The organism is Streptomyces sp. NPDC001709, assembly GCF_053596375.1.
In genome coordinates this window covers 98,249-119,051 of sequence record NZ_JBSFGB010000001.1, presented here as the reverse complement: position 1 = coordinate 119,051, position 20,803 = coordinate 98,249, and the positions used below count along the sequence as shown (strand labels likewise).

General features: G+C 70.1%; 22 protein-coding genes, 1 tRNA gene and 1 pseudogene. 7 read left to right on the top strand and 17 right to left on the bottom strand.

The window, feature by feature from the left end; translation table 11 throughout:
* Positions 1–5: 5 nt before the first annotated feature.
* The 4 genes and pseudogenes from ACWC0C_RS00665 to ACWC0C_RS00650 all read right to left on the bottom strand — a co-directional run bounded on the left by ACWC0C_RS00665 (position 6) and on the right by ACWC0C_RS00650 (position 2,435).
* Positions 6–398, bottom strand: coding sequence for a hypothetical protein (locus ACWC0C_RS00665; RefSeq protein ID WP_449197636.1), 393 nt, complete (start codon positions 396–398; stop codon positions 6–8).
* Positions 395–1,660, bottom strand: a complete 1,266-nt coding sequence (locus tag ACWC0C_RS00660; protein WP_450860542.1) for a hypothetical protein — start codon at positions 1,658–1,660, stop codon at positions 395–397. The genes ACWC0C_RS00665 and ACWC0C_RS00660 overlap by 4 nt, the downstream gene beginning before the upstream one ends.
* Positions 1,661–1,950: 290 nt before the next feature.
* Positions 1,951–2,134: pseudogene (locus ACWC0C_RS00655) on the bottom strand (mobilization protein); the annotation flags it as partial.
* Positions 2,135–2,361: 227 nt separating this feature from the next.
* Positions 2,362–2,435: transfer RNA gene (locus ACWC0C_RS00650), tRNA-Thr, on the bottom strand.
* Between the two features lie 213 nt (positions 2,436–2,648).
* Here ACWC0C_RS00650 and ACWC0C_RS00645 point away from each other — a divergent pair.
* The 3 genes from ACWC0C_RS00645 (at position 2,649) to ACWC0C_RS00635 (ending at position 5,324) form a co-directional block, all read left to right on the top strand.
* Entirely contained in the window at positions 2,649–3,785 is a 1,137-nt protein-coding gene (locus ACWC0C_RS00645; protein WP_450860540.1) for an ABC transporter ATP-binding protein, read from the top strand.
* Between the two features lie 209 nt (positions 3,786–3,994).
* The gene (locus ACWC0C_RS00640; protein ID WP_449197617.1) at positions 3,995–4,456 is read left to right on the top strand and encodes a hypothetical protein; all 462 of its coding nucleotides are present in this window, start codon (positions 3,995–3,997) and stop codon (positions 4,454–4,456) included.
* 136 nt (positions 4,457–4,592) lie between these two features.
* Positions 4,593–5,324 carry a nucleotidyltransferase family protein gene (locus ACWC0C_RS00635; protein WP_450860538.1) on the top strand — a complete coding sequence of 244 codons (732 nt, stop codon included), beginning with the start codon at positions 4,593–4,595 and terminating at the stop codon, positions 5,322–5,324.
* 60 nt (positions 5,325–5,384) lie between these two features.
* On the opposite strand, the gene ACWC0C_RS00630 is transcribed toward ACWC0C_RS00635, so the two are convergent.
* The 7 genes from ACWC0C_RS00630 to ACWC0C_RS00600 form a co-directional block, all read right to left on the bottom strand.
* Complete coding sequence (locus ACWC0C_RS00630) at positions 5,385–7,010, bottom strand: DoxX family membrane protein (RefSeq protein ID WP_450860536.1); 1,626 nt, start codon at positions 7,008–7,010, stop codon at positions 5,385–5,387.
* Between the two features lie 134 nt (positions 7,011–7,144).
* Positions 7,145–8,089, bottom strand: coding sequence for a 23S rRNA (guanosine(2251)-2'-O)-methyltransferase RlmB (rlmB, locus tag ACWC0C_RS00625; protein WP_449197614.1), 945 nt, complete (start codon positions 8,087–8,089; stop codon positions 7,145–7,147).
* A 113-nt stretch (positions 8,090–8,202) separates the two neighbouring features.
* Positions 8,203–9,606 carry a cysteine--tRNA ligase gene (gene cysS, locus ACWC0C_RS00620; protein ID WP_450860534.1) on the bottom strand — a complete coding sequence of 468 codons (1,404 nt, stop codon included), beginning with the start codon at positions 9,604–9,606 and terminating at the stop codon, positions 8,203–8,205.
* Between the two features lie 45 nt (positions 9,607–9,651).
* Complete coding sequence (locus ACWC0C_RS00615) at positions 9,652–10,056, bottom strand: PPOX class F420-dependent oxidoreductase (protein ID WP_449197612.1); 405 nt, start codon at positions 10,054–10,056, stop codon at positions 9,652–9,654.
* An 86-nt stretch (positions 10,057–10,142) separates the two neighbouring features.
* On the bottom strand, positions 10,143–10,646 hold the full coding sequence (gene ispF, locus ACWC0C_RS00610) for a 2-C-methyl-D-erythritol 2,4-cyclodiphosphate synthase (protein ID WP_449197611.1): 504 nt from the start codon (positions 10,644–10,646) through the stop codon (positions 10,143–10,145).
* A complete protein-coding gene (gene ispD / locus ACWC0C_RS00605; protein ID WP_450860531.1) occupies positions 10,636–11,388 on the bottom strand; it encodes a 2-C-methyl-D-erythritol 4-phosphate cytidylyltransferase in 753 nt (250 codons plus the stop codon). The genes ispF and ispD overlap by 11 nt, the downstream gene beginning before the upstream one ends.
* A 335-nt stretch (positions 11,389–11,723) precedes the next feature.
* The gene (locus tag ACWC0C_RS00600) at positions 11,724–12,206 is read right to left on the bottom strand and encodes a CarD family transcriptional regulator (RefSeq protein ID WP_003953493.1); all 483 of its coding nucleotides are present in this window, start codon (positions 12,204–12,206) and stop codon (positions 11,724–11,726) included.
* Positions 12,207–12,859: 653 nt separating this feature from the next.
* Between ACWC0C_RS00600 and ACWC0C_RS00595 the strand changes: the two genes are divergently transcribed.
* On the top strand, positions 12,860–13,546 hold the full coding sequence (locus tag ACWC0C_RS00595; RefSeq protein ID WP_449197609.1) for a DUF461 domain-containing protein: 687 nt from the start codon (positions 12,860–12,862) through the stop codon (positions 13,544–13,546).
* A 67-nt stretch (positions 13,547–13,613) separates the two neighbouring features.
* Here ACWC0C_RS00595 and ACWC0C_RS00590 read toward each other — a convergent pair whose 3' ends face one another.
* The gene (locus ACWC0C_RS00590; RefSeq protein ID WP_007382946.1) at positions 13,614–14,294 is read right to left on the bottom strand and encodes a response regulator transcription factor; all 681 of its coding nucleotides are present in this window, start codon (positions 14,292–14,294) and stop codon (positions 13,614–13,616) included.
* A complete protein-coding gene (locus tag ACWC0C_RS00585) occupies positions 14,291–15,547 on the bottom strand; it encodes a sensor histidine kinase (protein ID WP_449197608.1) in 1,257 nt (418 codons plus the stop codon). The genes ACWC0C_RS00590 and ACWC0C_RS00585 overlap by 4 nt, the downstream gene beginning before the upstream one ends.
* A gap of 180 nt (positions 15,548–15,727) precedes the next feature.
* Here ACWC0C_RS00585 and phoU point away from each other — a divergent pair, with 180 nt between their 5' ends.
* A complete protein-coding gene (phoU, locus tag ACWC0C_RS00580; protein WP_449197607.1) occupies positions 15,728–16,417 on the top strand; it encodes a phosphate signaling complex protein PhoU in 690 nt (229 codons plus the stop codon).
* A gap of 145 nt (positions 16,418–16,562) precedes the next feature.
* Positions 16,563–16,718 (top strand): hypothetical protein, encoded by a 156-nt coding sequence (locus ACWC0C_RS00575; RefSeq protein WP_449197606.1) that lies wholly within the window; start codon positions 16,563–16,565, stop codon positions 16,716–16,718.
* Positions 16,719–16,761: 43 nt separating this feature from the next.
* Here the strand turns inward: ACWC0C_RS00575 and ACWC0C_RS00570 are convergent, their stop codons facing one another.
* A complete protein-coding gene (locus ACWC0C_RS00570) occupies positions 16,762–17,475 on the bottom strand; it encodes a GAF and ANTAR domain-containing protein (protein WP_450860528.1) in 714 nt (237 codons plus the stop codon).
* Positions 17,476–17,794: 319 nt separating this feature from the next.
* Here ACWC0C_RS00570 and ACWC0C_RS00565 point away from each other — a divergent pair, with 319 nt between their 5' ends.
* Complete coding sequence (locus tag ACWC0C_RS00565) at positions 17,795–18,325, top strand: TfuA-like protein (protein WP_450860526.1); 531 nt, start codon at positions 17,795–17,797, stop codon at positions 18,323–18,325.
* On the opposite strand, the gene ACWC0C_RS00560 is transcribed toward ACWC0C_RS00565, so the two are convergent.
* From ACWC0C_RS00560 to ACWC0C_RS00550, 3 genes are all read right to left on the bottom strand, one after another.
* Positions 18,247–18,807: a GNAT family N-acetyltransferase gene (locus ACWC0C_RS00560; RefSeq protein ID WP_450860524.1), complete on the bottom strand. Its 561-nt coding sequence runs from the start codon at positions 18,805–18,807 to the stop codon at positions 18,247–18,249. The genes ACWC0C_RS00565 and ACWC0C_RS00560 overlap by 79 nt on opposite strands.
* Before the next feature lie 103 nt (positions 18,808–18,910).
* Entirely contained in the window at positions 18,911–19,549 is a 639-nt protein-coding gene (locus ACWC0C_RS00555; protein ID WP_450860523.1) for a hypothetical protein, read from the bottom strand.
* Positions 19,550–19,911: 362 nt separating this feature from the next.
* Positions 19,912–20,673: a phosphoglyceromutase gene (locus ACWC0C_RS00550; RefSeq protein ID WP_449197602.1), complete on the bottom strand. Its 762-nt coding sequence runs from the start codon at positions 20,671–20,673 to the stop codon at positions 19,912–19,914.
* Positions 20,674–20,803: the final 130 nt, after the last annotated feature.

Below are 20,803 nucleotides of genomic sequence, written 5' to 3'. Positions count from 1 at the left end.
CGCCGTCATCGCTTGGTGCCCCTGGAACGGGGCGAGGGACCGGCCGTTGCGCCCCCGCCACCCCCGTTGTCCGGTGCGGCTCCCGGTGCGGACGCGCGCAACTGCTCCCAGAGGCGCTGTTCGTACTCCCGGGTCAGTTCGGTCACGTTCCTGGCGTAGTCGATGCCGAGTCCACTCAGCGCCGCGGCGTACTTCAGGCCCTCGTCGCCGACGAACTGCCAGTACGCCCTGTTGACGTCGCCCCAGGTGGGTTTGCCGTTGAACAGCCCGGTCATCAACTCCGCACAGTCACCCCACATCGCGGTCTGGAGTTCGCCGATCCGGACGGCTGCGGTCCGGAAGTGTTCCCAGCTTCGCCGGAGTTCGGTGGTCAGCTCTTCGGTCGTCTCAGTGCTCATGGGTACTCCTCGGATCGGGCCCCGGCAGGCTCCGGGACCGGGCTCAACAGGGTGCTGTGGTGGAACCCCAGCCGGGGATCCGTCCACACAGGCAGATCGGGAAGGTAGGCGCGCAGTTCCGGCATCTCGACCCGCAGGCGCACGGCATTGGCCGGATAGTCGTACACGGTGATCGTGTTGAGCCCGCGGTTGGCCGTGAACAGCAGCTTCTGGTCAGCGGAGAGCTGACAGGCGTAGACCGAGTCGAGCAGTGTGCCGCGCGTGACGCGCAGCGCGCCGACGAAATGTCTGCTGCTCGGGATGAGGGATCCCCGGGTGAAGGCGTCGGTGACCTGCCGGGCGGCCTGGCGTGCGGAGCGCACCTGTGCGGACAGTCCTGGTCGTTCGTCGATGACCCGGTACGAGGTGAAGTCGTCGAGGTCGATCATGACGATGGTGCCGCTGCCGCCGTTGCAGTAGATCAGCTCGCGGTCGGAGACACACACGTCCGAGTTGATGTGCGCGGGCACGTTCTGACCGCAGGTCCAGTGCCGCAGGACCTGCCCGCTGCCGGCGTCGATCTCGAACACGTACTCCTTGAAGTAGGCCATGGCCCATTCGTGCCAGTCCCGGCCCTCCTGAGGATGGACCCGGAAGGACAGTGCGTAGAAGACGTCCTCATAGGGATGGCAGGCCACGTGCCAGCAGGTCGTCGGCAGGGGGATCCGCCGGGCGACGCGATGTTCGAGGTCGAAGATTCCGACCTCCGCGGCCTCCCCCTGACCCGGATGGTCCATACCGCCGTACACGAGGTAGCGGCCGGAGGCGGTGCGTTTCATGGCATGCGGAAGTTTGAGCAGGTGATCGCCGATGCGCTCGGCCTTGGTCGAACGGTCGAGGTCCACCAGCCAGAGGCCGTCGCCGATGGCCGTCACACCCTGGGTGTTGTCCAGCCACACCATGTGCGTGCTGCTCTTGATGGACGCGTCAGGGGTTTCGAACCGCAGGGTGGAGACCCGCTCGCACTCGTCCAGCGAGTGGACGTCGTAGAACAGGAGCTGTTGCCCGGCATTGCCGAGGAACCCGAACCTCCGGTCGGGCGCGATGCTGACGGCATGGCCGCCGGCCACGCCGTCGTAGTACTGCACGCGGTAGGCGTACTCGCCGCTGTCCGGGTCGTAGCGGAAGACGCAGACACCGGCCGCCCCCTCCAGACCGTTCAGACCGTTGCCATCGAGGGCGATATGGAAGGCATAGGGGTAGCGGCCCGTGGATGCAGCCATCGAGGACCGCCCTACCGTGGTGACAGCGTGTCGCTTACGGGGGATTCGTCCATACGCTCGGCCTCCATGGATCATCGTAAGAGGGGTGCGGTCTGGTCGCATTTCGTTGCTATTGGGCATCAGACCATATGCGGGCGTCACCGAGGGTGACCGGCATGGTGTCGGAGACGTCGAAATAGCGTCCAGGGCCCTGCGCGTGGCGATGGCTTCGGCGACGGTGGAGGCGGCCCGGAACATATTGGTCACAACTCGGGAAGTCCCGGGACGTCGGCGAGTTCAGGCTTCATGCCCCAGGCAGGGTCGGCCGGGATGCGCTCCGCATGCTCTGGCACCGTCTCCCGGAGGTAATGGGCGAAGCGGCGCTTGGCCTGGAGGCTGGGTGAGCTGGCGGGTGCGGTGCCAGTGCATCGCGAAGGCCACCGCGGTGAGTGCGGCGTCCAGGAGCACGGCGAACCCGGACCCGTCCCTGTCCTGCCGGTGTGCTCATCGCCGTGGGTGAGGTGGTGGGGGATGCGTTCGGTGGCGGCGTGCTTGAGGCGCACGGTCACGCCTGTCGCCTCCGGCAGTGCGAAGAAGCCGTGGCGGCTCATCCGCTCACGCACCGCTCACGCACCGCTCACGCAAACGGCCCCGGACGCGGAGTCCGAGGCCGAAAGAGCGTCTCGCCTGGGATAAACCCCAGGTCAGAGCTGGTTTTCCAGAGCCCCCTGTCGGATTCGAACCGACGACCTTCGCTTTACAAGAGCGGCGCTCTGACCAGCTGAGCTAAGGAGGCGTGCATCTGGTGCCCGTGCAGTGTACCCAGGTCCGCGGCGGGTCCCGTCGAAAATTTCCGCGAAGTTCACAGTCGTAGGGGTACTGACAGACCGAGCGAACGCCAGGTAGCGTCCTGAGCCAGTTCACCCGTGTTCACTCGTGTGGACTACCACCACCTTCCTACAACGGATCGTCCGGCACGTTCCTGCCGGTAGAAGGGGGCCCATTCACCATGGCCACTGTCACGTTCGACAAGGCGACCCGGATCTACCCGGGTTCCACCAAGCCCGCCGTCGACCAGCTCGACATCGCGATCGAGGACGGCGAGTTCCTCGTCCTGGTCGGCCCGTCCGGTTGCGGAAAGTCCACCTCCCTGCGGATGCTCGCGGGCCTGGAGGACGTCAACGGCGGAGCCATCCGCATCGGTGACCGCGACGTCACGCACCTGCCGCCCAAGGACCGGGACATCGCCATGGTGTTCCAGAACTACGCGCTCTACCCGCACATGACGGTCGCCGACAACATGGGCTTCGCGCTCAAGATCGCCGGCGTCAACAAGGCGGAGATCCGGCAGAAGGTCGAGGAGGCCGCGAAGATCCTCGACCTGACCGAGTACCTGGACCGCAAGCCGAAGGCCCTCTCCGGTGGTCAGCGGCAGCGTGTCGCGATGGGCCGGGCGATCGTGCGTGAGCCGCAGGTGTTCCTCATGGACGAGCCGCTGTCCAACCTGGACGCCAAGCTGCGGGTGAGCACGCGTACGCAGATCGCGTCGCTGCAGCGCCGCCTCGGCATCACCACCGTCTACGTCACCCACGACCAGGTCGAGGCCATGACGATGGGCGACCGTGTGGCGGTCCTCAAGGACGGTCTGCTCCAGCAGGTCGACTCGCCGCGGAACATGTACGACCGCCCGGCCAACCTCTTCGTCGCCGGCTTCATCGGCTCCCCGGCCATGAACCTGGTCGAGGTCCCGATCACGGACGGCGGCGTGAAGTTCGGCAACAGCGTCGTCCCGGTCAACCGTGAGGCCCTGACGGCGGCCTCCGACAAGGGTGACCGCACGGTGACGGTCGGTGTCCGGCCCGAGCACTTCGACGTGGTCGAGCTGGGCGGCGGTACCGCCGCGTCCCTGACGAAGGACAGCGCGGACGCCCCGGCCGGTCTCGCCGTCTCGGTGAACGTGGTCGAGGAGCTGGGCGCCGACGGTTACGTCTACGGCACCGCCGAGGTCGGCGGCGAGGTCAAGGACCTGGTCGTCCGCGTCAACGGCCGCCAGGTGCCGGAGAAGGGCTCCACGCTGCACGTGGTGCCGCGGCCGGGCGAGATCCACGTGTTCTCGACGTCCACGGGTGAGCGTCTCTCCGACTGAGCAGCGCGTTTGCGCGGAAGTTGACGAATGGGGCCCCGCGGAGTGCCGCGGGGCCCCATTCGTGTGAGTTGTTCCTTCGGCCATACCCCGGCAGAGCGATCATTTCGGGCGGGGCGCGTCAACCTCTTACCCAGAAAAAGGCGCTTCCTCATCCCCCAAAGGGGTGACTCAATGTCGCCAAATCATCACCCCGCGCTACCCTCACACGCGTGAAGCACTCCACCACCTCCCAGACGCGACGCGGCCATCGGGGCGGCCCTGCCCGCCGTATCGGCCGCTCTCTCGCCCTAGTCCTGCCCGTCGTCCTGGTGCTCTCCGGAACCCTCGCGGTCACCCGGGTCAACTGGACGGGAAGCCCCTCCAGCTCGGTGCTGGCCGCCTCGGACGTCTCCTCGGCGGAGGTCTCCACCAAGTCGGTCTCCCGCGCCCCGCAGGACGTGCTCCGCGACCAGCTGATGGGCGAGCTCCAGCAGAAGAACCCCGGGGTCGTCCTCACCCACCTCCAGCAGGCGGTCAACGGGCGCCCCTCGCTGGCCCGGCACTGCTCGGGCATCGCCCGTGCCCTGGGCCGGGCGGCGGCGCGCATGTACGGCGCCTCGGTGGCCCAGTCCTACGCCCGCCCCGTGTGCGACACGTCGTTCGCGTCGGGTGTGCTCGCCGCGCACAGCTGAGCGCCGGCGCACCGGATCGTGACGCGCTCCTTCGGGGGGCGTTTCCTCGCCCTTGAAGGGTTCGCGAGGACAACGGCTCCCGAAGGAGCGCGTCGCTGCCGGCCGACCCGAGCGGGGCGCCACGTACAGTGCGGTCATGACCCATCCCAACGCCGCGTCGCGCCCCACTCAAGCCGTGGTCCTGGCCGGTGGCCAGGGCTCCCGGCTGCGCCCTTACACCGATGACCGGCCCAAGCCGATGGTCGAGATCCCTGGTACGGGCACTCCGATCATCGGCCATCAGCTGACCTGGCTCGCCGAGGAAGGCGTGACCGACGTGGTGGTCTCCTGCGGCCACCTCGCCGATGTCCTGCAGAAGTGGCTGGACTCCGCCGACCTGCCCGTCTCCGTCACCACCGTCGTCGAGACCGAGCCACTCGGCCGTGGCGGCGGCCTGAAGTACGCCGCCGCGCATCTTCCCCGCCCCGACCGGCCCTGGTACGCCACCAACGGCGACATCTGGACCCGCTTCTCCCTGCGGGACATGGCCGACTTCCACACCGAGCGGGATGCCACGGCGACCCTGGCCCTGGCCCGGCCGCGTATCCCCTGGGGCGCGGTGAAGAGCGACGGGTTCGGGCACATCACCGACTTCATCGAGGCTCCGCCGTCCACGTTCGAGATCAACGCGGGTGTGTACGTCTTCTCGCCCGAGTTCGCCTCGATGCTGCCCGAGCGGGGGGATCACGAGCGGACGACGTTTCCCCGGTTGGCCCGGGAGCGGAGGCTTTTCGGGTTCCCGATTCCTCAGGGGGCGTACTGGCGGGCGATCGACACCGCCAAGGATCTGACCGAGGCGGCCAAGGAATTGGCGACCCTGGGCCGGTAGCACCGAAAAGGCCCCGTACCTCCACTGGTACGGGGCCCTCTCCTTTTCTCGTTCCGTTCGTCAGCCCAGCAGGCCGCCCACCAGGCCCGGCTCGCCGGAGGACGAGGAGCCGCCCGAGCTGCCGGTGCCGCCGGACGACGAGGAGCCGGTGCTCGTCGGGCCCGCCGTGGTGCTCGGGGCGCCACCGGTCGGGGAGGACGGGCGGGACGGGGTCTGGCCCGTGGTGCCCTGGGTCTGGCTGGGGGTCCTGGCCGTACCGCCGGCGGACCGGGTGGCGCCCGGGGTCGTCGCCGCGCCGGAGGGGCTCGCGCCGGCCGTGGCGCCGCCCGTGGGCGAGCTGGAGGCGGCCGGGGTCTTCTTGTGCCGTTTGCCGGTGTCCTGCGGGAGCGGGGAGCCGGGGAGGTTATTGCGGGGGGCCTCGCCGGGGCCGGGGACGACCACGCGGCTGGAGTCGCGCACGGCGCCGCCGAACAGGGAGCCGACGAGGAGGGTGAGGCCGACGGTGATGGCCGTGATCAGGGCGCCGCGGCGCAGGACGTAGCGGCGCAGGTCCCAGATGTCGGCGCGGGGGCCGAGGCGGCGCCAGGCACCGGCGGCGAGGCGGCCGTCCACGGAGTAGACGGGGGCACCGGCGATGATCAGCGGGGACCAGGCGGCGAGGTAGATGATGTCGGGGGCGTCGTAGGCGGGGACGGTCTTCCAGCTGACGGTGACGATCAGGGCGGCCGAGAGCAGGGCGCCGACCACGGCGGCGACGCGCTGCCAGCAGCCGAGGACGGTCAGGACGCCGACGGCCACCTGGAGGAAGGCGATGACCAGGCCGGAGCCGACGGGGTGGTGCAGGGCGAACTGGCGCAGTGGCTCGGCGACCTCCCAGGGGTGGAGGGTGTTGAGCCACTTGACCATGGAGCCGCGTTTGCCGCCGTCGAAGTAGAGCGGGTCGCACAGTTTGCCCATGCCGGCGTAGATGGAGATGAAGCCGAGGAAGATGCGCAGGGGGAGGAGGACGACTCCGAGGTTCATCCGGCGGCCGGGGTAGTAGGCGTGCCGGGCCGGGTCGTCGCCGTGGGCTCTGGTGGGGCGGGGGGTGTCGGTGTCGGACGGTTCCGCGTGGGTGTCGTACGGCTCGAAGTCGTCGTCCGCGTACGGGGGTTCGTCGTAGGGGGGGTCGTCGTAGGCGCCGCCCACCGTGCGCATGTGCGGGAGTACGCGGGTGCCTTCGGCGTCGGCGGGGGTGCGCTGGTGGCCGACGACGGGGGTTTCGACGGTCTGTTCCAGCTCGTCGTAGGTGTCGGCGTAGCCGGTGGTTCCGACGCGTGGGAGGACCTGGGTGGCGCCGGCCTCGGGTTCGTCGGCGTGGCGGACGCTGTTGCCCCGCACGGCCTGGAGGAGGCGGTGGGCGCCGGTGTCGTCGGGGGCGGACCTGCCGCTCCACACGACGGGGCGCCGCCGCCCGGTCGTGCCCACGACGGGCATGCGGGCGGTGGCCTGGGTGGCGCTCAGGTGCCGGGCGATCCGCGGGGATTGGGTGCGTTTCGCCGACGGGCCCAGCTGCACGCGGAAGCTGGGGTGGTTGACGATGACCTGCGCCGGATCGCTCGGCACCTTCACCATGCTCAGCGCGGGAGCGTCGTCGTATCCCGACGAGCGGTCCCCCGTGGGTGTGCGGGGTGTTCTGGTGTCCACACGGATCTAACCGAGTGACGTGGTGTTAGGACACTGCCTTGACCGGACGGATGTGTCCGGACCCCGTCAAAGCCGCCCTGAACGCCATACGGGCGCCGGAATTCCCCCGCAAGGGTGAAATTCCGGACGCTTGTTCAGCTGCGCCTGCGGGCCGCCTCGTACAGGACGATTCCGGCCGCGACGCCCGCGTTCAGCGACTCGGCGCCACCGGGCATCGGGATGCGGACGCGGAAGTCGCAGGTTTCGCCGACCAGGCGGGACAGGCCCTTGCCCTCGCTGCCCACGACGATGACGACGGGGCCGTCCAGGGCCTCCAGGTCGCCCAGCTCGGCCTCCCCGTCCGCCGCGAGGCCGACGACCGTGATGCCGGCCTTCTTGTACGCCTCCAGGGTCCGGGTGAGGTTGGTGGCGCGGGCGACGGGGGTGCGGGCGGCCGTACCGGCGGAGGTCTTCCAGGCGCCTGCGGTCATGCCGGCCGAGCGGCGCTCGGGTACGACGACGCCGTGGCCGCCGAAGGCGGAGACCGAGCGGACGACCGCGCCGAGGTTGCGCGGGTCGGTGACGCCGTCCAGGGCGACGATCAGGGGGTCGGCGCCCTCGTCGTAGGCGGCGTCGGCGAGGTCCTCGGGGTGTGCGTACTCGTACGGCGGGACCTGGAGGACGAGGCCCTGGTGGTTGAGGCCGTTCGTCATGCGGTCCAGTTCGGGGCGGGGGGCCTCCATGAGGTTGATGCCGCCGCGCTCGGCGGCGAGCTGGAGGGCCTCGCGGACGCGTTCGTCGTTGTCGATGAACTGCTGGACGTAGAGGGTGTTCGCGGGCACGCCCTCGCGCAGCGCTTCGACCACGGGGTTGCGGCCGACGACCAGCTCGGAGGCGGACTTGCCGCCGCCCCGGCGCTGCTGTGGGCGGCCGCCCTGGGCGCGGCGGGCCTTCGCGGCCGCGGCGCGCTGCTTGGCGTGGCCCTTGCGCATCTCGGCGGGCGGGGTCGGGCCCTTGCCCTCCAGGCCCCGGCGCCGCTTGCCGCCGCTGCCGACCTGCGCGCCCTTCTTGCCGGACATGCGGCGGTTGTTCGCGGCCATGAGTAACTCGTCTCCGTGAGCGTCGTACGTACGTCTGTCGCACTGTGTCTTGCAGTGCGTCTTATGCAGTGTGCCGCCCGGGGGGCCGGGCGGCACAGTCGATCAAGCAGGGGTCAGCGCTGGCCCAGGGTCCAGCGGGGGCCCTGCGGGCTGTCCTCGATGACCAGGCCGGACTGGCCCAGCTGGTCGCGGATGGCGTCGGCGGTGGCCCAGTCCTTGCGGGCGCGGGCGGACTCGCGCTGGTCGAGGACGAGGCGTACGAGGCTGTCGACCACGCCGTGCAGGTCCTCGCCCTGGCCCGCGCCCTCGCCGGCCCAGCACTCGTCCAGCGGGTCGAGGCCGAGGACGCCGAGCATGGCCCGTACCTCGGCGAGGCGGGCGACGGCGGCGTCCTTGTCGTCGGCGGCCAGTGCGCTGTTGCCCTGCCGGACGGTGGTGTGCACGACGGCGAGCGCCTGCGGGACGCCCAGGTCGTCGTCCATCGCCTCGGCGAAGGCCGGCGGGACCTCGGCGGCCGGCTCGACGGTCTTGCCGGCCAGCTCCGTGACGCGCTGCACGAAGCCCTCGATGCGCGCGAACGCCGACTCGGCCTCGCGCAGCGCCTCCTCGCTGTACTCGATCATCGAGCGGTAGTGCGGGGTGCCGAGGTAGTAGCGGAGCACGATGGGGCGCCAGTGCTTGACCATCTCGGAGACGAGCACGCTGTTGCCGAGCGACTTCGACATCTTCTCGCCGCTGAGCGTGACCCAGGCGTTGTGCACCCAGTACTTCGCGAATTCGTCGCCGAACGCCTTGGCCTGGGCGATCTCGTTCTCGTGGTGCGGGAAGATCAGGTCCAGCCCGCCGCCGTGGATGTCGAAGGCCTCGCCCAGGTACTTGTGCGCCATGGCGGAGCACTCCAGGTGCCAGCCGGGCCGGCCGCGTCCCCACGGCGTCTCCCAGCTGGGCTCGCCCGGCTTCACGGCCTTCCACAGCGCGAAGTCGCGCTGGTCCCGCTTGCCGGTCTCGCCCTCGCCCTCGGGCTGGCGCAGGTTGTCCAGCTCCTGGTTGGAGAGCTGGAGGTACTCCGGGAAGGAGCGCACGTCGAAGTAGACGTTGCCGTCGGCCGCGTAGGCGTGCCCGCGCTCGATGAGCCCGCGCATCATCTCGATCATCTCGGGGACGTGCCCGGTGGCCCGCGGCTCGTACGTCGGGGGCAGGCAGCCGAGCACCGTGTAGCCGTCGTCGAACGCGCGCTCGTTGGCGTAGCCGATGGCCCACCAGGGGCGGCCCTGGTCGGCGGCCTTGGCGATGATCTTGTCGTCGATGTCCGTGACGTTCCTGATGAACGTCACGTCGTAGCCGCGGTACTCGAACCAGCGGCGCATGATGTCGAAGTTGAGGCCCGAGCGGATGTGCCCGATGTGCGGTGCCGCCTGCACGGTGGCGCCACACAGGTAGATCGAGACACAACCCGGCTTGAGCGGGGCGAAGTCACGGATCTGCCGGGCGCTGGTGTCGTACAGGCGAATGGTCACCACTCCAGGGTAGTGGGCGCTGGGTGGTGCCCGGTGCCGCATGGCTCAGAACATGCCCACGACCTTCTCCGGCGTGATCCTGACGATCACACGGTCGGCGTCGGCGGCGGACGCCGGGTTGAACTCCGCGTACTTCTTGCCGGTGTACTTCAGCGACAGTTCGTCGATCAGTTCCTTGGCGCCCTGTGTGGTGAACTCCGCGGTGCCCCGGATCTCGCCGTAGACGTAGGGCGTCTCGGGGTCCTGGACGACGACGCTCACCCGGGGGTCGCGGTCGAGGTTCTTCTTCTTGCGGCGGTCGACGGTCGTGGAGAACAGGATCTGGTCACCGTCCCGCTTCACCCACACCGGGGACAGCTGCGGGCGGCCGTCGGGCTGGATGGTGCCGACCACGATGAAGACCGGACCGTCGAGCAGGGACTTGAGCCGTTCGGGCAGGGCGGCGGGCATGGGGTACCTCCTCGGTCGGCAGTGACTCTCCGGGTACCCTCGCACGCTCTCCGCTCACCCGCACCACGAGCAGAGCGGCGGCGGCCTCAGCCCGTACGGACCACCAGTGCCGTCGCGATCGCCATCAGCCCTTCCTCGCGGCCCGGGAAGCCGAGGCCGTCCGTCGTGGCGCCGGAGACGGTGACGGGGGCGCCGGCCGCCGCGGAGAGGATCTTCTGGGCCTCGGTGCGCCGCTTGCCGATCTTCGGACGGGGGCCGATCACCTGGACGGCGATGTTGCCGATGGTGAAGCCCGCCGCGCGGACGATCCGGGCGGCCTCGGTGAGCAGCGTGACCCCGGCGGCGCCCGACCACTCGGGCCGGCCGGTGCCGAAGTGCTGCCCCAGGTCGCCGAGCCCGGCGGCGGAGAAGAGGGCGTTGCAGGCCGCGTGCGCGACGACGTCGGCGTCGGAGTGGCCGGCCAGCCCCGGCCCCTCGTCCTCCCACTTCAGGCCCGCGCACCACAGCTCGCGGCCCTCCTCGAAGGCGTGGATGTCGGTGCCGATGCCGACCTGCGGCAGGGGCAGCACGAAGCCGGCCTCAGAAGCCATCGTTCAGCCTCCTGCGGGCCAGGACCGCCTCGGCGAGGACGAGGTCGAGGGGGCGGGTGACCTTGAAGGCCTCCTCGTGACCGGGGACGGCCACGACCGTCAGGCCCAGCTGTTCGACCATGCTCGCGTCGTCGGTGACGTTGTCGGTGACCGTCTCGTGGGCGCGGATCAGGGTCTCGCGGTCGAAGCCCTGGGGCGTCTGGACCGCGCGGAGGCGGGCCCGCTCGGGGGTGGCGACGACCGGTTCCGGCTCGCCGGGCTCGATGGCGGGCTCGACCTCCTTGACGGTGTCGGCGAGCGGCAGCGCGGGGACGACGGCGGGGGCGCCGTCGCGTACGGCCTCGATGACCGCGTCGACGGTGTCGACGGGGACCAGGGGGCGGGCCGCGTCGTGGACGAGGACGACGCCGTACTCGGGGGGAAGGGCGTCGAGGCCCAGCTTGACCGATTCCTGGCGGCTGTCGCCGCCGGGGACGACGAGGAAGTCGGTCCGCTCGGGCAGCGCGTGCGCGTCGAGCAGGGACTTGACCTCGGCGGCGCCGTCCGACGGGGCGACGACGATCACCAGGGAGACATGGCGGGACGCGGCGAGCGCGCGGACCGCGTGGATAAGCATGGGCGTGCCGTTCAGCGCGCGTAGCGCCTTGGGGGCGCCCGGACCGAGGCGTACGCCCCGGCCGGCTGCGGGAATCACGGCGGCGACGGGGGTCGGCGCGGGCGAAGGGCGCGATTCGTCAGACATCGGTTCCTGTCAGGTTTGTGTGCTCGACCTAGGTGGGTATGGCCTGGAGGAGTGCCGGGCGCGACGCCTTGACCGGACCCTTTCCGTGACCCTGGTCGAGCCATCTGCCCGGGCCCGGCACAACCAGCAGGGGGCCAGCTTTCCCTGAGATGTACGGTAGGCGTTTCGGCGCCCCGTTTCCGGCTGCCGGAGCCGCGCTGAAACGGTGCGGCCTTTCCCAGGGACGAACATGCCGCAGCGCCCGGCGACATGGTCAATGTCATCGGGCACCGCGGCATTTCACTGTGCTGAACGTGCTGAGCGTGGCGGAAGCGAAGGACCGCCACCGTGGTGCGTCAGGAGGCGAGCACCTCGTCGAGCAGGGCCTCGGCCTTGTCCTCGTTCGTGTTCTCCGCGAGAGCCAGCTCGCTCACCAGGATCTGGCGGGCCTTGGCGAGCATGCGCTTCTCACCGGCGGAGAGCCCTCGCTCGCGCTCACGACGCCACAGGTCACGCACGACTTCCGCGACCTTGATGACATCGCCGGAGGCGAGCTTCTCCAGGTTTGCCTTGTAACGACGGGACCAGTTCGTGGGCTCCTCGGCGTACGGCGCGCGCAGCACCTCGAAGACCCGGTCCAGCCCGTCCTGACCGACCACATCACGCACGCCCACGAACTCAGCATTGTCCGCTGGCACACGCACCGTCAGGTCACCCTGGGCGACCTTCAGCACCAAGTAGGTCTTGTCCACGCCTTTGATCTGGCGAGTTTCGATGGCCTCGATCAGCGCGGCCCCGTGATGGGGATAGACCACGGTGTCGCCAACCTTGAACGTCATGTGACAGGTACCCCTTCCGTGGCTATCCAGGGTAACACGGATACGGCGTCTTCTGAATGGCGTTTTCGCAGGTCAGGGCATATCTCGGGGCTTGACAACTGCGACTGGAACGTGCTGCGGGGGGCGTTGTGGAGCGGGAATTCGCAGGTGGGAGGGGCTCTCCGGGCGGGGTGAAACGCGTACGGTACACACCCTCGGAGCCGTCTCCAAGCGGATGAACATCCCGTTTTGTCCGGTTCCAAGCGTACGACTTCCGCTACTCCGTTCGGTGACTCGGGGCCGCTCCGTGTCGAATCCGGAATTGATCAACGACCGCCGGGCGGGTGGCGAGTGATCAATATCGGGGTCGGTCATCGAGGACGGAGTTCGGGACGGAGTTCGGGGACGGTCTTCGAGGATCGCGCATTCCTTCACGGAAATTTTGCGAGCGGTTATGTGAATGGCGGACCAGCGCTCGGCAAAGTGACTGGAGAGTCACTTGTGACGGGAGTGGCGAAGGCCGTTGCGGTACCCCCAGCCGGAGGCAAGCGGCCTGCTTGGGGAGGGTCGGGTGCGGCCGCTCGGGAACGGCTCGGTAACCTAAGGCCGCTGACAGACACTTAGGGTGGCTTTATAAGAGGAGCCGCCCGCGCGTTCAAGGAGTTGCCGCCGCCGTGAGCAGCAGCCTTCGACGCGGCGCCCTCGCCGCCTCCGCCATCGTCTTCTCGATCGCCTCGCTCGCCGCCTGCGGCGCCGGCAACAACTCGCAGACCCTGGAAGTCAAGCCGGACAACGCGGCGACGAGCGTCGGCGACATCAAGATCCAGAATGCCCTGGTCATCACCCAGCCCGACCTGAAGTCGACGGGTCCGGCCGTGATCTCCGCGACCCTGTTCAACACGGGCGACACGGACGAGACCCTGCAGTCCATCGCCATTGCGGGCAGCAGCGAGACGGTCAAACTGACCGCGACCAAGGGCGGGAACCTGACCGTCCCGGCCCACGGCTCCCTGCTCCTCGGCGGCAAGGGCAACGCCTCCGCGGAGCTGCCCAGCGGCCGCACGGCGGTCCAGGACGGCAACGCGCAGAAGGTCACCTTCACCTTCAGCAAGACCGGTGACGTGAGCCTGCGCGCCTACGTGGTGCCGGCCACCAGCTACTTCGACAAGTGGGGCCCGAGCCAGATCCCGTCCGCCTCGGCGGCCCCCAGCGGCGCCCCGGGTGCCACGCCCTCCGGTTCCGCCAAGCCGCACAAGGGCGGCAAGGCCACGCCGTCCTCCTCAGCGAGCTCCGCGGGCGACACCACGAACACCGGCGCCACCCCGTCCGACTCGGCGTCCCAGTCGACCGCCGGTCACTGAGGCCGTACACACGAGGGCGGCACCCAGCGCGGGTGCCGCCCTTCGTCGTACAGCCGGTGTCTACGGCTTACGGCTCGAACTTGTAGCCCAGCCCCCGCACCGTCACCAGGTAACGCGGCGCCCCTGGGTCCGGCTCGATCTTGGCGCGCAGGCGCTTGACGTGGACGTCGAGGGTCTTGGTGTCGCCCACGTAGTCGGCGCCCCAGACGCGGTCGATGAGCTGCATGCGGGTCAGGACGCGGCCGGCGTTGCGCAGGAGCATCTCCAGCAGGTCGAACTCCTTGAGGGGGAGGTCCACCTTCGAGCCGGAGACCGTCACCACGTGCCGGTCGACGTCCATGCGCACCGGGCCCGCCTCCAGGGCGGCCGGGGTGACCTCCTCCGGCTCGCCGCGGCGGCGCAGCACGGCGCGGATGCGGGCGACCAGCTCCCGCGAGGAGAACGGCTTGGTGACGTAGTCGTCGGCTCCTATTTCGAGGCCGACGACCTTGTCGATCTCGCTGTCCTTGGCGGTCACCATGATCACGGGGACGTTGGAGCGGCCACGCAGCTGGCGGCACACCTCCGTGCCGGGCAGACCCGGCAGCATCAGGTCGAGGAGGACGAGGTCGGCGCCGTTGCGCTCGAACTCGTCGAGTCCGTCGGGGCCCGTGGCCGCGATGGCGACCTCGAAGCCCTCCTTGCGGAGCATGTACGACAGGGCGTCGGAGAAGGACTCCTCGTCCTCGACGACGAGCACTCGGGTCACGGAAGGACCTCCGGGGCGGGAAGCGGTTCGTACGGGGATGACTCGTTGGTGCCGGCCTCGTCGTCGAGGTCGGGGTCGGGATGCTGCGATGCGCGGTCGCGGGCCGCACCCGCCTCCGGCAGCCTGAGGGTGAAGGTGGAGCCCTGGCCCTCGGCGCTCCAGACCGTGACCTCCCCGCCGTGCGAGGCGACCACGTGCTTGACGATCGCGAGACCCAGACCGGTGCCACCGGTCTGGCGGGAGCGGGCGGGGTCGACGCGGTAGAAGCGCTCGAAGATGCGCTCCTTGTCCTTGTCGGAGATGCCGATGCCCTGGTCCGTGACGGCAAGTTCGATCATGTCGCCGCCGGGCGCGGTGACCCGGCGGGCGGCTATGCCGACGCGGGTGCGGGCCGGGGAGTAGTTCACGGCGTTCTCGACGAGGTTGCCGAGGGCCGCGGCGAGCTGGCCGCGGTGGCCCCAGACGTGCAGGTCGGCCGTACCTCCCGCGGCCATGGTGATCTGCTTCGTGCCGGCCTGGTGCCGGCAGCGGTCCACGGCCTCGGCGACCAGCTCGTCCACGCGGACGGGCTCGGCGTCCTCCAGCGGGTCGTCGTTCTGCACCCGGGAGAGGTCGATCAGCTCCTGGACCAGGTTGGTCAGGCGGGTCGCCTCGATCTGCATACGGCCCGCGAAGCGCTGTACGGCCTCGGGGTCGTCGGAGGCGTCCATGACCGCCTCGGACAGCAGGGAGAGGGCGCCGACGGGCGTCTTCAGCTCATGGCTCACATTGGCCACGAAGTCGCGTCGTACGGCCTCGATCCTGCGGGCCTCCGTCAGGTCCTCGACCAGCAGCAGGACCAGGCGGGAGCCGAGCGGGGCCACGCGCGCGGAGACGGCGAGGGCCTCGCCGCGGCCGGTGCCGCGCCGGGGCAGGTCCAGCTCGACCTGCCGTATCTCGCCGTCCCTCCTCGTGTCCCTGGCCATCTGGAGCATGGGCTCCACGGCGAGCTTGCCGCCGCGGACCAGCCCGAGGGCGTAGGCCGCGGAGCTGGCCTTGACCACGGCATCCGCCTCGTCGAGGACGACGGCGGAGGAGCGGAGCACGGACAGTACGGTGTCCACGCCGGGCGGGAGTACGGGATCGGTGTGCAAAGAAGTCCTGGTCGGTCGCTTCTGGTCGCGTTCGCTCCAACGGAACGCCAGCATGGCGATGACACCGGTGAGCACCCCGGCGATCGCTGCCGCTGCGGCGACCGCCGCGTTCACGTCCATGCCTCCAGGTTAAGCAGGGGGTACGACATACCCACAGCCGTCCAGGTGGCACCTCGGAGACTCGTCGCCCAGAGTTCACCTGGGAGCCAGTATTGGTTCATTTGGGGTGGCGGAAACGGACGCGTGCGGGTCGGAACGTGGGAGCGTGGGGACCAAGCACACCTATGAGAGGGAACCCTGATGCGGGACGCGTACCACGAGGAACTTGACTCGATCGGTGACGGTCTGGTGGAAATGGCCCGGCTGGTCGGGTCGGCGATCGGGCGCGCCACGACCGCCATCCTGGACGCCGATCTCAAGCTGGCCGAGAGCGTGATCGAGGCGGACAAGAAGGTCGACGAGCTCCAGCACGACCTGGAGGCGCGCGCCATAGCCCTGCTCGCCCGGCAGCAGCCGGTGGCGACCGACCTCCGTATCGTCGTCACCTCCCTGCGTATGTCCGCCGACCTGGAGCGCTCCGGCGACCTCGCCCAGCATGTGGCGAAGCTGGCCCGGCTGCGCTTCCCCGAGCGTGCGGTCCCGAACGACCTGCACGCCACGATCCTGGAGATGGGCCAGCTCGCGCAGCGCCTGATGGCGAAGGCGGCCGAGGTGATCATCACGAAGGACGTCGACCTGGCGCTCCAGCTGGAGCAGGACGACGACGAGATGGACCTGCTGCACCGCACGCTGTTCCAGCACCTGATCGACGAGCGCTGGAAGCACGGCATCGAGACGGCGGTGGACGTCACCCTGCTCGGCCGCTACTACGAGCGGTACGCCGACCACGCGGTGGCCGTCGCCAAGCGGGTCGTCTACCTGGTCACGGGCGAGCACGCGGACGAGCTGCAGGCGGACATCCAGCCGGTCACCGGGGTGGACGGGGCGTGACCCCGCCGGGGGCCGGGAGCCGCCTGCCGGCGCCTTCGCGGCGCCGCCGGGGGCGCGTCGGCGCATCTGTGCGCCGTTGATGCGCCCAGGGAAACGGGCATGAAATGGGCGAGGGCATCCCTGCCCCAGTGTTTAGGAGGGACCCATGGCCGAATCCCCCAGCACCACGCCCGACCCCACACAGGAGCGCGAGACCGCCCAGCCCGCCGAGACCAGGAGCCTTCCGCTGATCGGTGCGTGCGGCTGCGGCTCGGGCTGCGGCTGCGGCTGCCAGGCAGGTGGCCCCTGCCAGTGCGGCTGAGGGGCGGTACGACGTCATAGGACGGGGCCGGTGTGAACGCGATTCACACCGGCCCTGCCCGTGTACTGAAGTCCTTTTGGAAGCGGAGCTTGCGGGCCAGGACCTCGCGGGCCAGCTGGCTGACCATGCGGCCCTCGGCATACGCGCGGGCCCGCAGCCGGTCCAGGGCCTGCTCGGGGTCCAGGTCCAGCTGCACCATCACCATCCCGACCGCCTGGTAGACCTCGGTGTGGTCGGCCTCGGAGGCCGCCACCCAGGACGCCACCTCGTCCTCCGCACCCGGCTCGGTGCCGCCGCGTTCCTCCCCGGTCCGGTCCTGGTCGGCCGCCCGCAGCCTCATGAGCGCGTGGGTGACCGCGTCCCGCACCCACAGCGCGGTCCGCATCTCCCGCCCGGTCAGCCCGCCGACGCGTTCGCTGTACAGGTCGAGGGTGCCGATCGCGGCGCCGTCGGCGCCGAGCGGCAGCGAGAAGACCGCGCGGACGCCGATCTCCACCGCCTCGTGCGCGAAGATCGGCCAGCGGCGGGCGTCGGGGCCCTGGGTGAGGTCGGCCGCGATGACAGGGACACCCTGGTCGAGCGCGGTCTGGCAGGGCCCGTCCCCGACGGTGTACTGCAACTCGGCGAGCCGCGCGGCGAGCGGGTCACTGGCACACCAGGTGACGCATATGCCCTTTCCTCCGGAGATCGACACGGAGGAGCCGCTGACCGGCAGCAGCCGGACACACGCCTGACACAGCGCGCTCTCGGACGCCATGACCATCACCCCAGGCTCCGGGTTCCCACCCCGGGAGAACCTAGCCGCTCGTGCCTGCCGGGGAGCCTGACGGCGGCCGGTCCAGGCGCGTTCGGACGGCTCGGTGTCCGCCGTCGCCCATGTGGCGGTGCCCGGCATGGTCGACTTCGTCGTCGACCCCGGCAGGAGCCATCGTGTGGCCCGATGACACCGCCAGGCCGATCGTCTTCGGCGCCGCCTTCGTCCACTCGCTGGACCCGGCCGTGCCGGCCGGCGTGGAGCCGCGGCCGCTGGTGCGCCGCGGCGACCTCACGCCGCTGCACGACCGGAGGCCGGCACAGTGGTGCTGCTCGACGGGCTGTTCGGCGGGTCGACGGCCCTCACCCCGACCGAGTGCCGGGAACTGCTCGGCGCCGGCTGGACGACGGTCGGCACCTCCAGGGGGGCGCTGCGGGCCGCCGACCTGTGGCCGCCGGGCGCGATCGGCGACGTCTTCACCCTGTACCGGCCGGGCGCGCCGGCCTCGGACGCCGATGCCGCCACCCTGCCGGGCTCCGACGCCGACCACACCGAACTGACCGTGTTCATCGTCCACTTACGGGCGGTCCTGGCGGCCGCCACCGGCTCGGGTGTCCTCGCCCCCGCCGTGCGGACGGCGATGTCCCGGGCCGCCGAGGGCGTCCACTGGACGGAGCGGTCGTGGCCGGCGTGCGCTGGGCGTCCAAGGGCGTGGTCGGGCCGTCGCTGGTCGCGGGCGGTGTGGTGGCCGCAGGGCGGGGCGCGCCGCCCGGGTCAGTGGGCCGGGTGGTCGTCGTGCAGCACCCGCTGGAACATCCGGTGGTCCCGCCACTGTCCGTTGATGTGCAGATAGCGCGGGGCCATGCCGATCGCCTCGAACCCGCACTTCTCCAGCACCCGTTGGGAGCCGGTGTTCTCCAGGAGGGTGGTCGCCTCGATCCGGTGCAGCCCGACCTGGTCCCGGGCGATCCGGCAGACCCGCTCCACGGCGGCGGTCGCGAGCCCCCGGCCCTGCTCATGCTCGGCGACCCAGTAGCCCAGATAGGAACTGCAGAAGGGGCCCATGGCGATCCCGGACAGCGTGATGGCCCCCACGATCCGCCCGTCGGACTCGAGGAGCCACGGCACGAGCCGGCCGTCCGCGTACTGCCGTTTCCGCTCTTCCAGGCGCTGTGCCTGACCGGCCACGGTGAAGAAGGACTCGGGGCGGCGCGGTTCCCAGGGTTCGAGGTATTTCCGGTTCTCGACATAGGCGGTGCAGAGCGCCGGGGCGTCCGCCGGTTCGGCGAGCCGCAGTATCACGCCGTCCGTGACTTCTTCGCTTCCGATGTCCATGCGCGCACCCTAGTTTCCCGAGCCGGGGGTTCGTCGGCAGGAGGGGGAAAGCCCCCCGGACCGGATCGGTCCGGGGGGCTTTCCCGTGCGACGAAGGGTGCTGTCACCACCACTCGTCGTCGCAGACCACGCGGAAGCTGCCGACGACGCCGTGGTGACCGAATACGCCATCACGGTCGAAACCGAATTCGCCGCCGTGCTCATGGGGCACCACGCCGAAGGTCTCGCTGCGGGGTCCCACCGTGGCGACCGGAGGGCCCTCGTCGCAGTCGAAGCCCCGGAAGACCTCGACGGTTCTCCTGCTTTCATTGCGGACATTGAAGCTGTCCGCACCCAATCCGCTGGCCACGGTGATGCACCCGTCAACGAAGCCGGGGTACGAACGTTCGTTGAAGAAGATCCTTCCGGCTCTCCTGTGGCCGTCACCGCGTCCACCGCCGCCGTCACGTCCACCGCCGCCATCGCGTCCACCGCCGTCGCGGCCCCCGTTTCCGCCTCCGCCCCCGTTCTTGGCGCCCGAAGGAGCCTTGGCGGAAGCGGCAGGAGCTGCGGATGCGGCGTGTTGCGCAGACTGGGCGGCGTGGTGGGCCGGTTGGGCGGGGTGGTGCAGTGGCTGGGCCGCCCGGTGGACAGGCGCGGAAGCCTGGGTGGATTCGGCGGTCGAGGCATAGGTGAGGCCGGCGGCCGCGAGGACGGTCGCGCCTATCCCGGCGCCGACCACAGCGAAAGCACGTGAGGGCATGGGCACTTCTCTCTCTTTCTTATGTGCGTCGGCCGGACGACCGATCTTCGATGAACGTACCGACAGCTCACATAACCGGCATTCCGGGCATGTCCAAGGTGTGAGGCTGTGAGGCCAACCAGGTGTCAGAAACGGGAGGAGATCCGGGATGGCGGTCGAGTACGTCACGTTGGTCTGCGACGAGGCGCCCCATGAGCCTGAGCCTCTGGCGCAGCAAGGTCCTGGTGGAGCAAGCCCCCGTCGTGATCTCCGCTCACATTCCAGAGGAGATCGCCGAGCTCACGGCCCGGAGACGGTCCCAGCACAGCACGAAGGCCCCCACCAGCGGCCGAGCCGCAGGTAGGGGCCTTGATCAGTCAGGCTTACTTCTTCTTGCCCTGGTTCTTGACCGCCTCGATGGCCGCCGCGGCCGCCTCGGGGTCGAGGTACCTGCCACCGGGGGTGGTCGGGTTGAAGTCGGCGTCGAGCTCGTAGTAGAGCGGGATGCCGGTCGGGATGTTCAGGCCCGCGATGTCGGCGTCGGAGATGCCGTCCAGGTGCTTGACCAGGGCACGCAGCGAGTTGCCGTGGGCCGCGACCAGGACCGTGCGGCCGGCCAGGAGGTCGGGGACGATGCCGTCGTACCAGTAGGGGAGCATCCGGACGACGACGTCCTTCAGGCACTCCGTGTTCGGGCGCAGCTCCGGCGGGATCGTCGCGTAGCGGGGGTCGTGCGCCTGGGAGAACTCCGAGTCGTCCGCGAGCGGGGGCGGCGGGGTGTCGTAGGAGCGGCGCCAGAGCATGAACTGCTCCTCGCCGAACTCGGCCAGCGTGGCCGCCTTGTCCTTGCCCTGGAGGGCGCCGTAGTGGCGCTCGTTCAGGCGCCAGCTGCGGTGGACCGGGATCCAGTGGCGGTCCGCGGCCTCGAGGGCCAGCTGGGCCGTGCGGATCGCGCGCTTCTGCAGGGACGTGTGGACCACGTCGGGGAGGAGGTCGGCGTCCTTCAGGAGCTCGCCACCGCGGACTGCCTCCTTCTCGCCCTTCTCGTTCAGGTTGACGTCCACCCAGCCGGTGAACAGGTTCTTCGCGTTCCACTCGCTCTCGCCGTGGCGGAGGAGGATCAGCTTGTACGGTGCGTCGGCCATGGGACAGAGCGTAATCCAAGGGGTCCGGGGCCCGCCCTGCCCGGCCGAGGGGTGGACTGTTGACGGCTTCTGTTAATCGAGTGGCCACGGGTGGAGCCGATATGTAAGTTGTGCTTACCGCTTGAGCCAC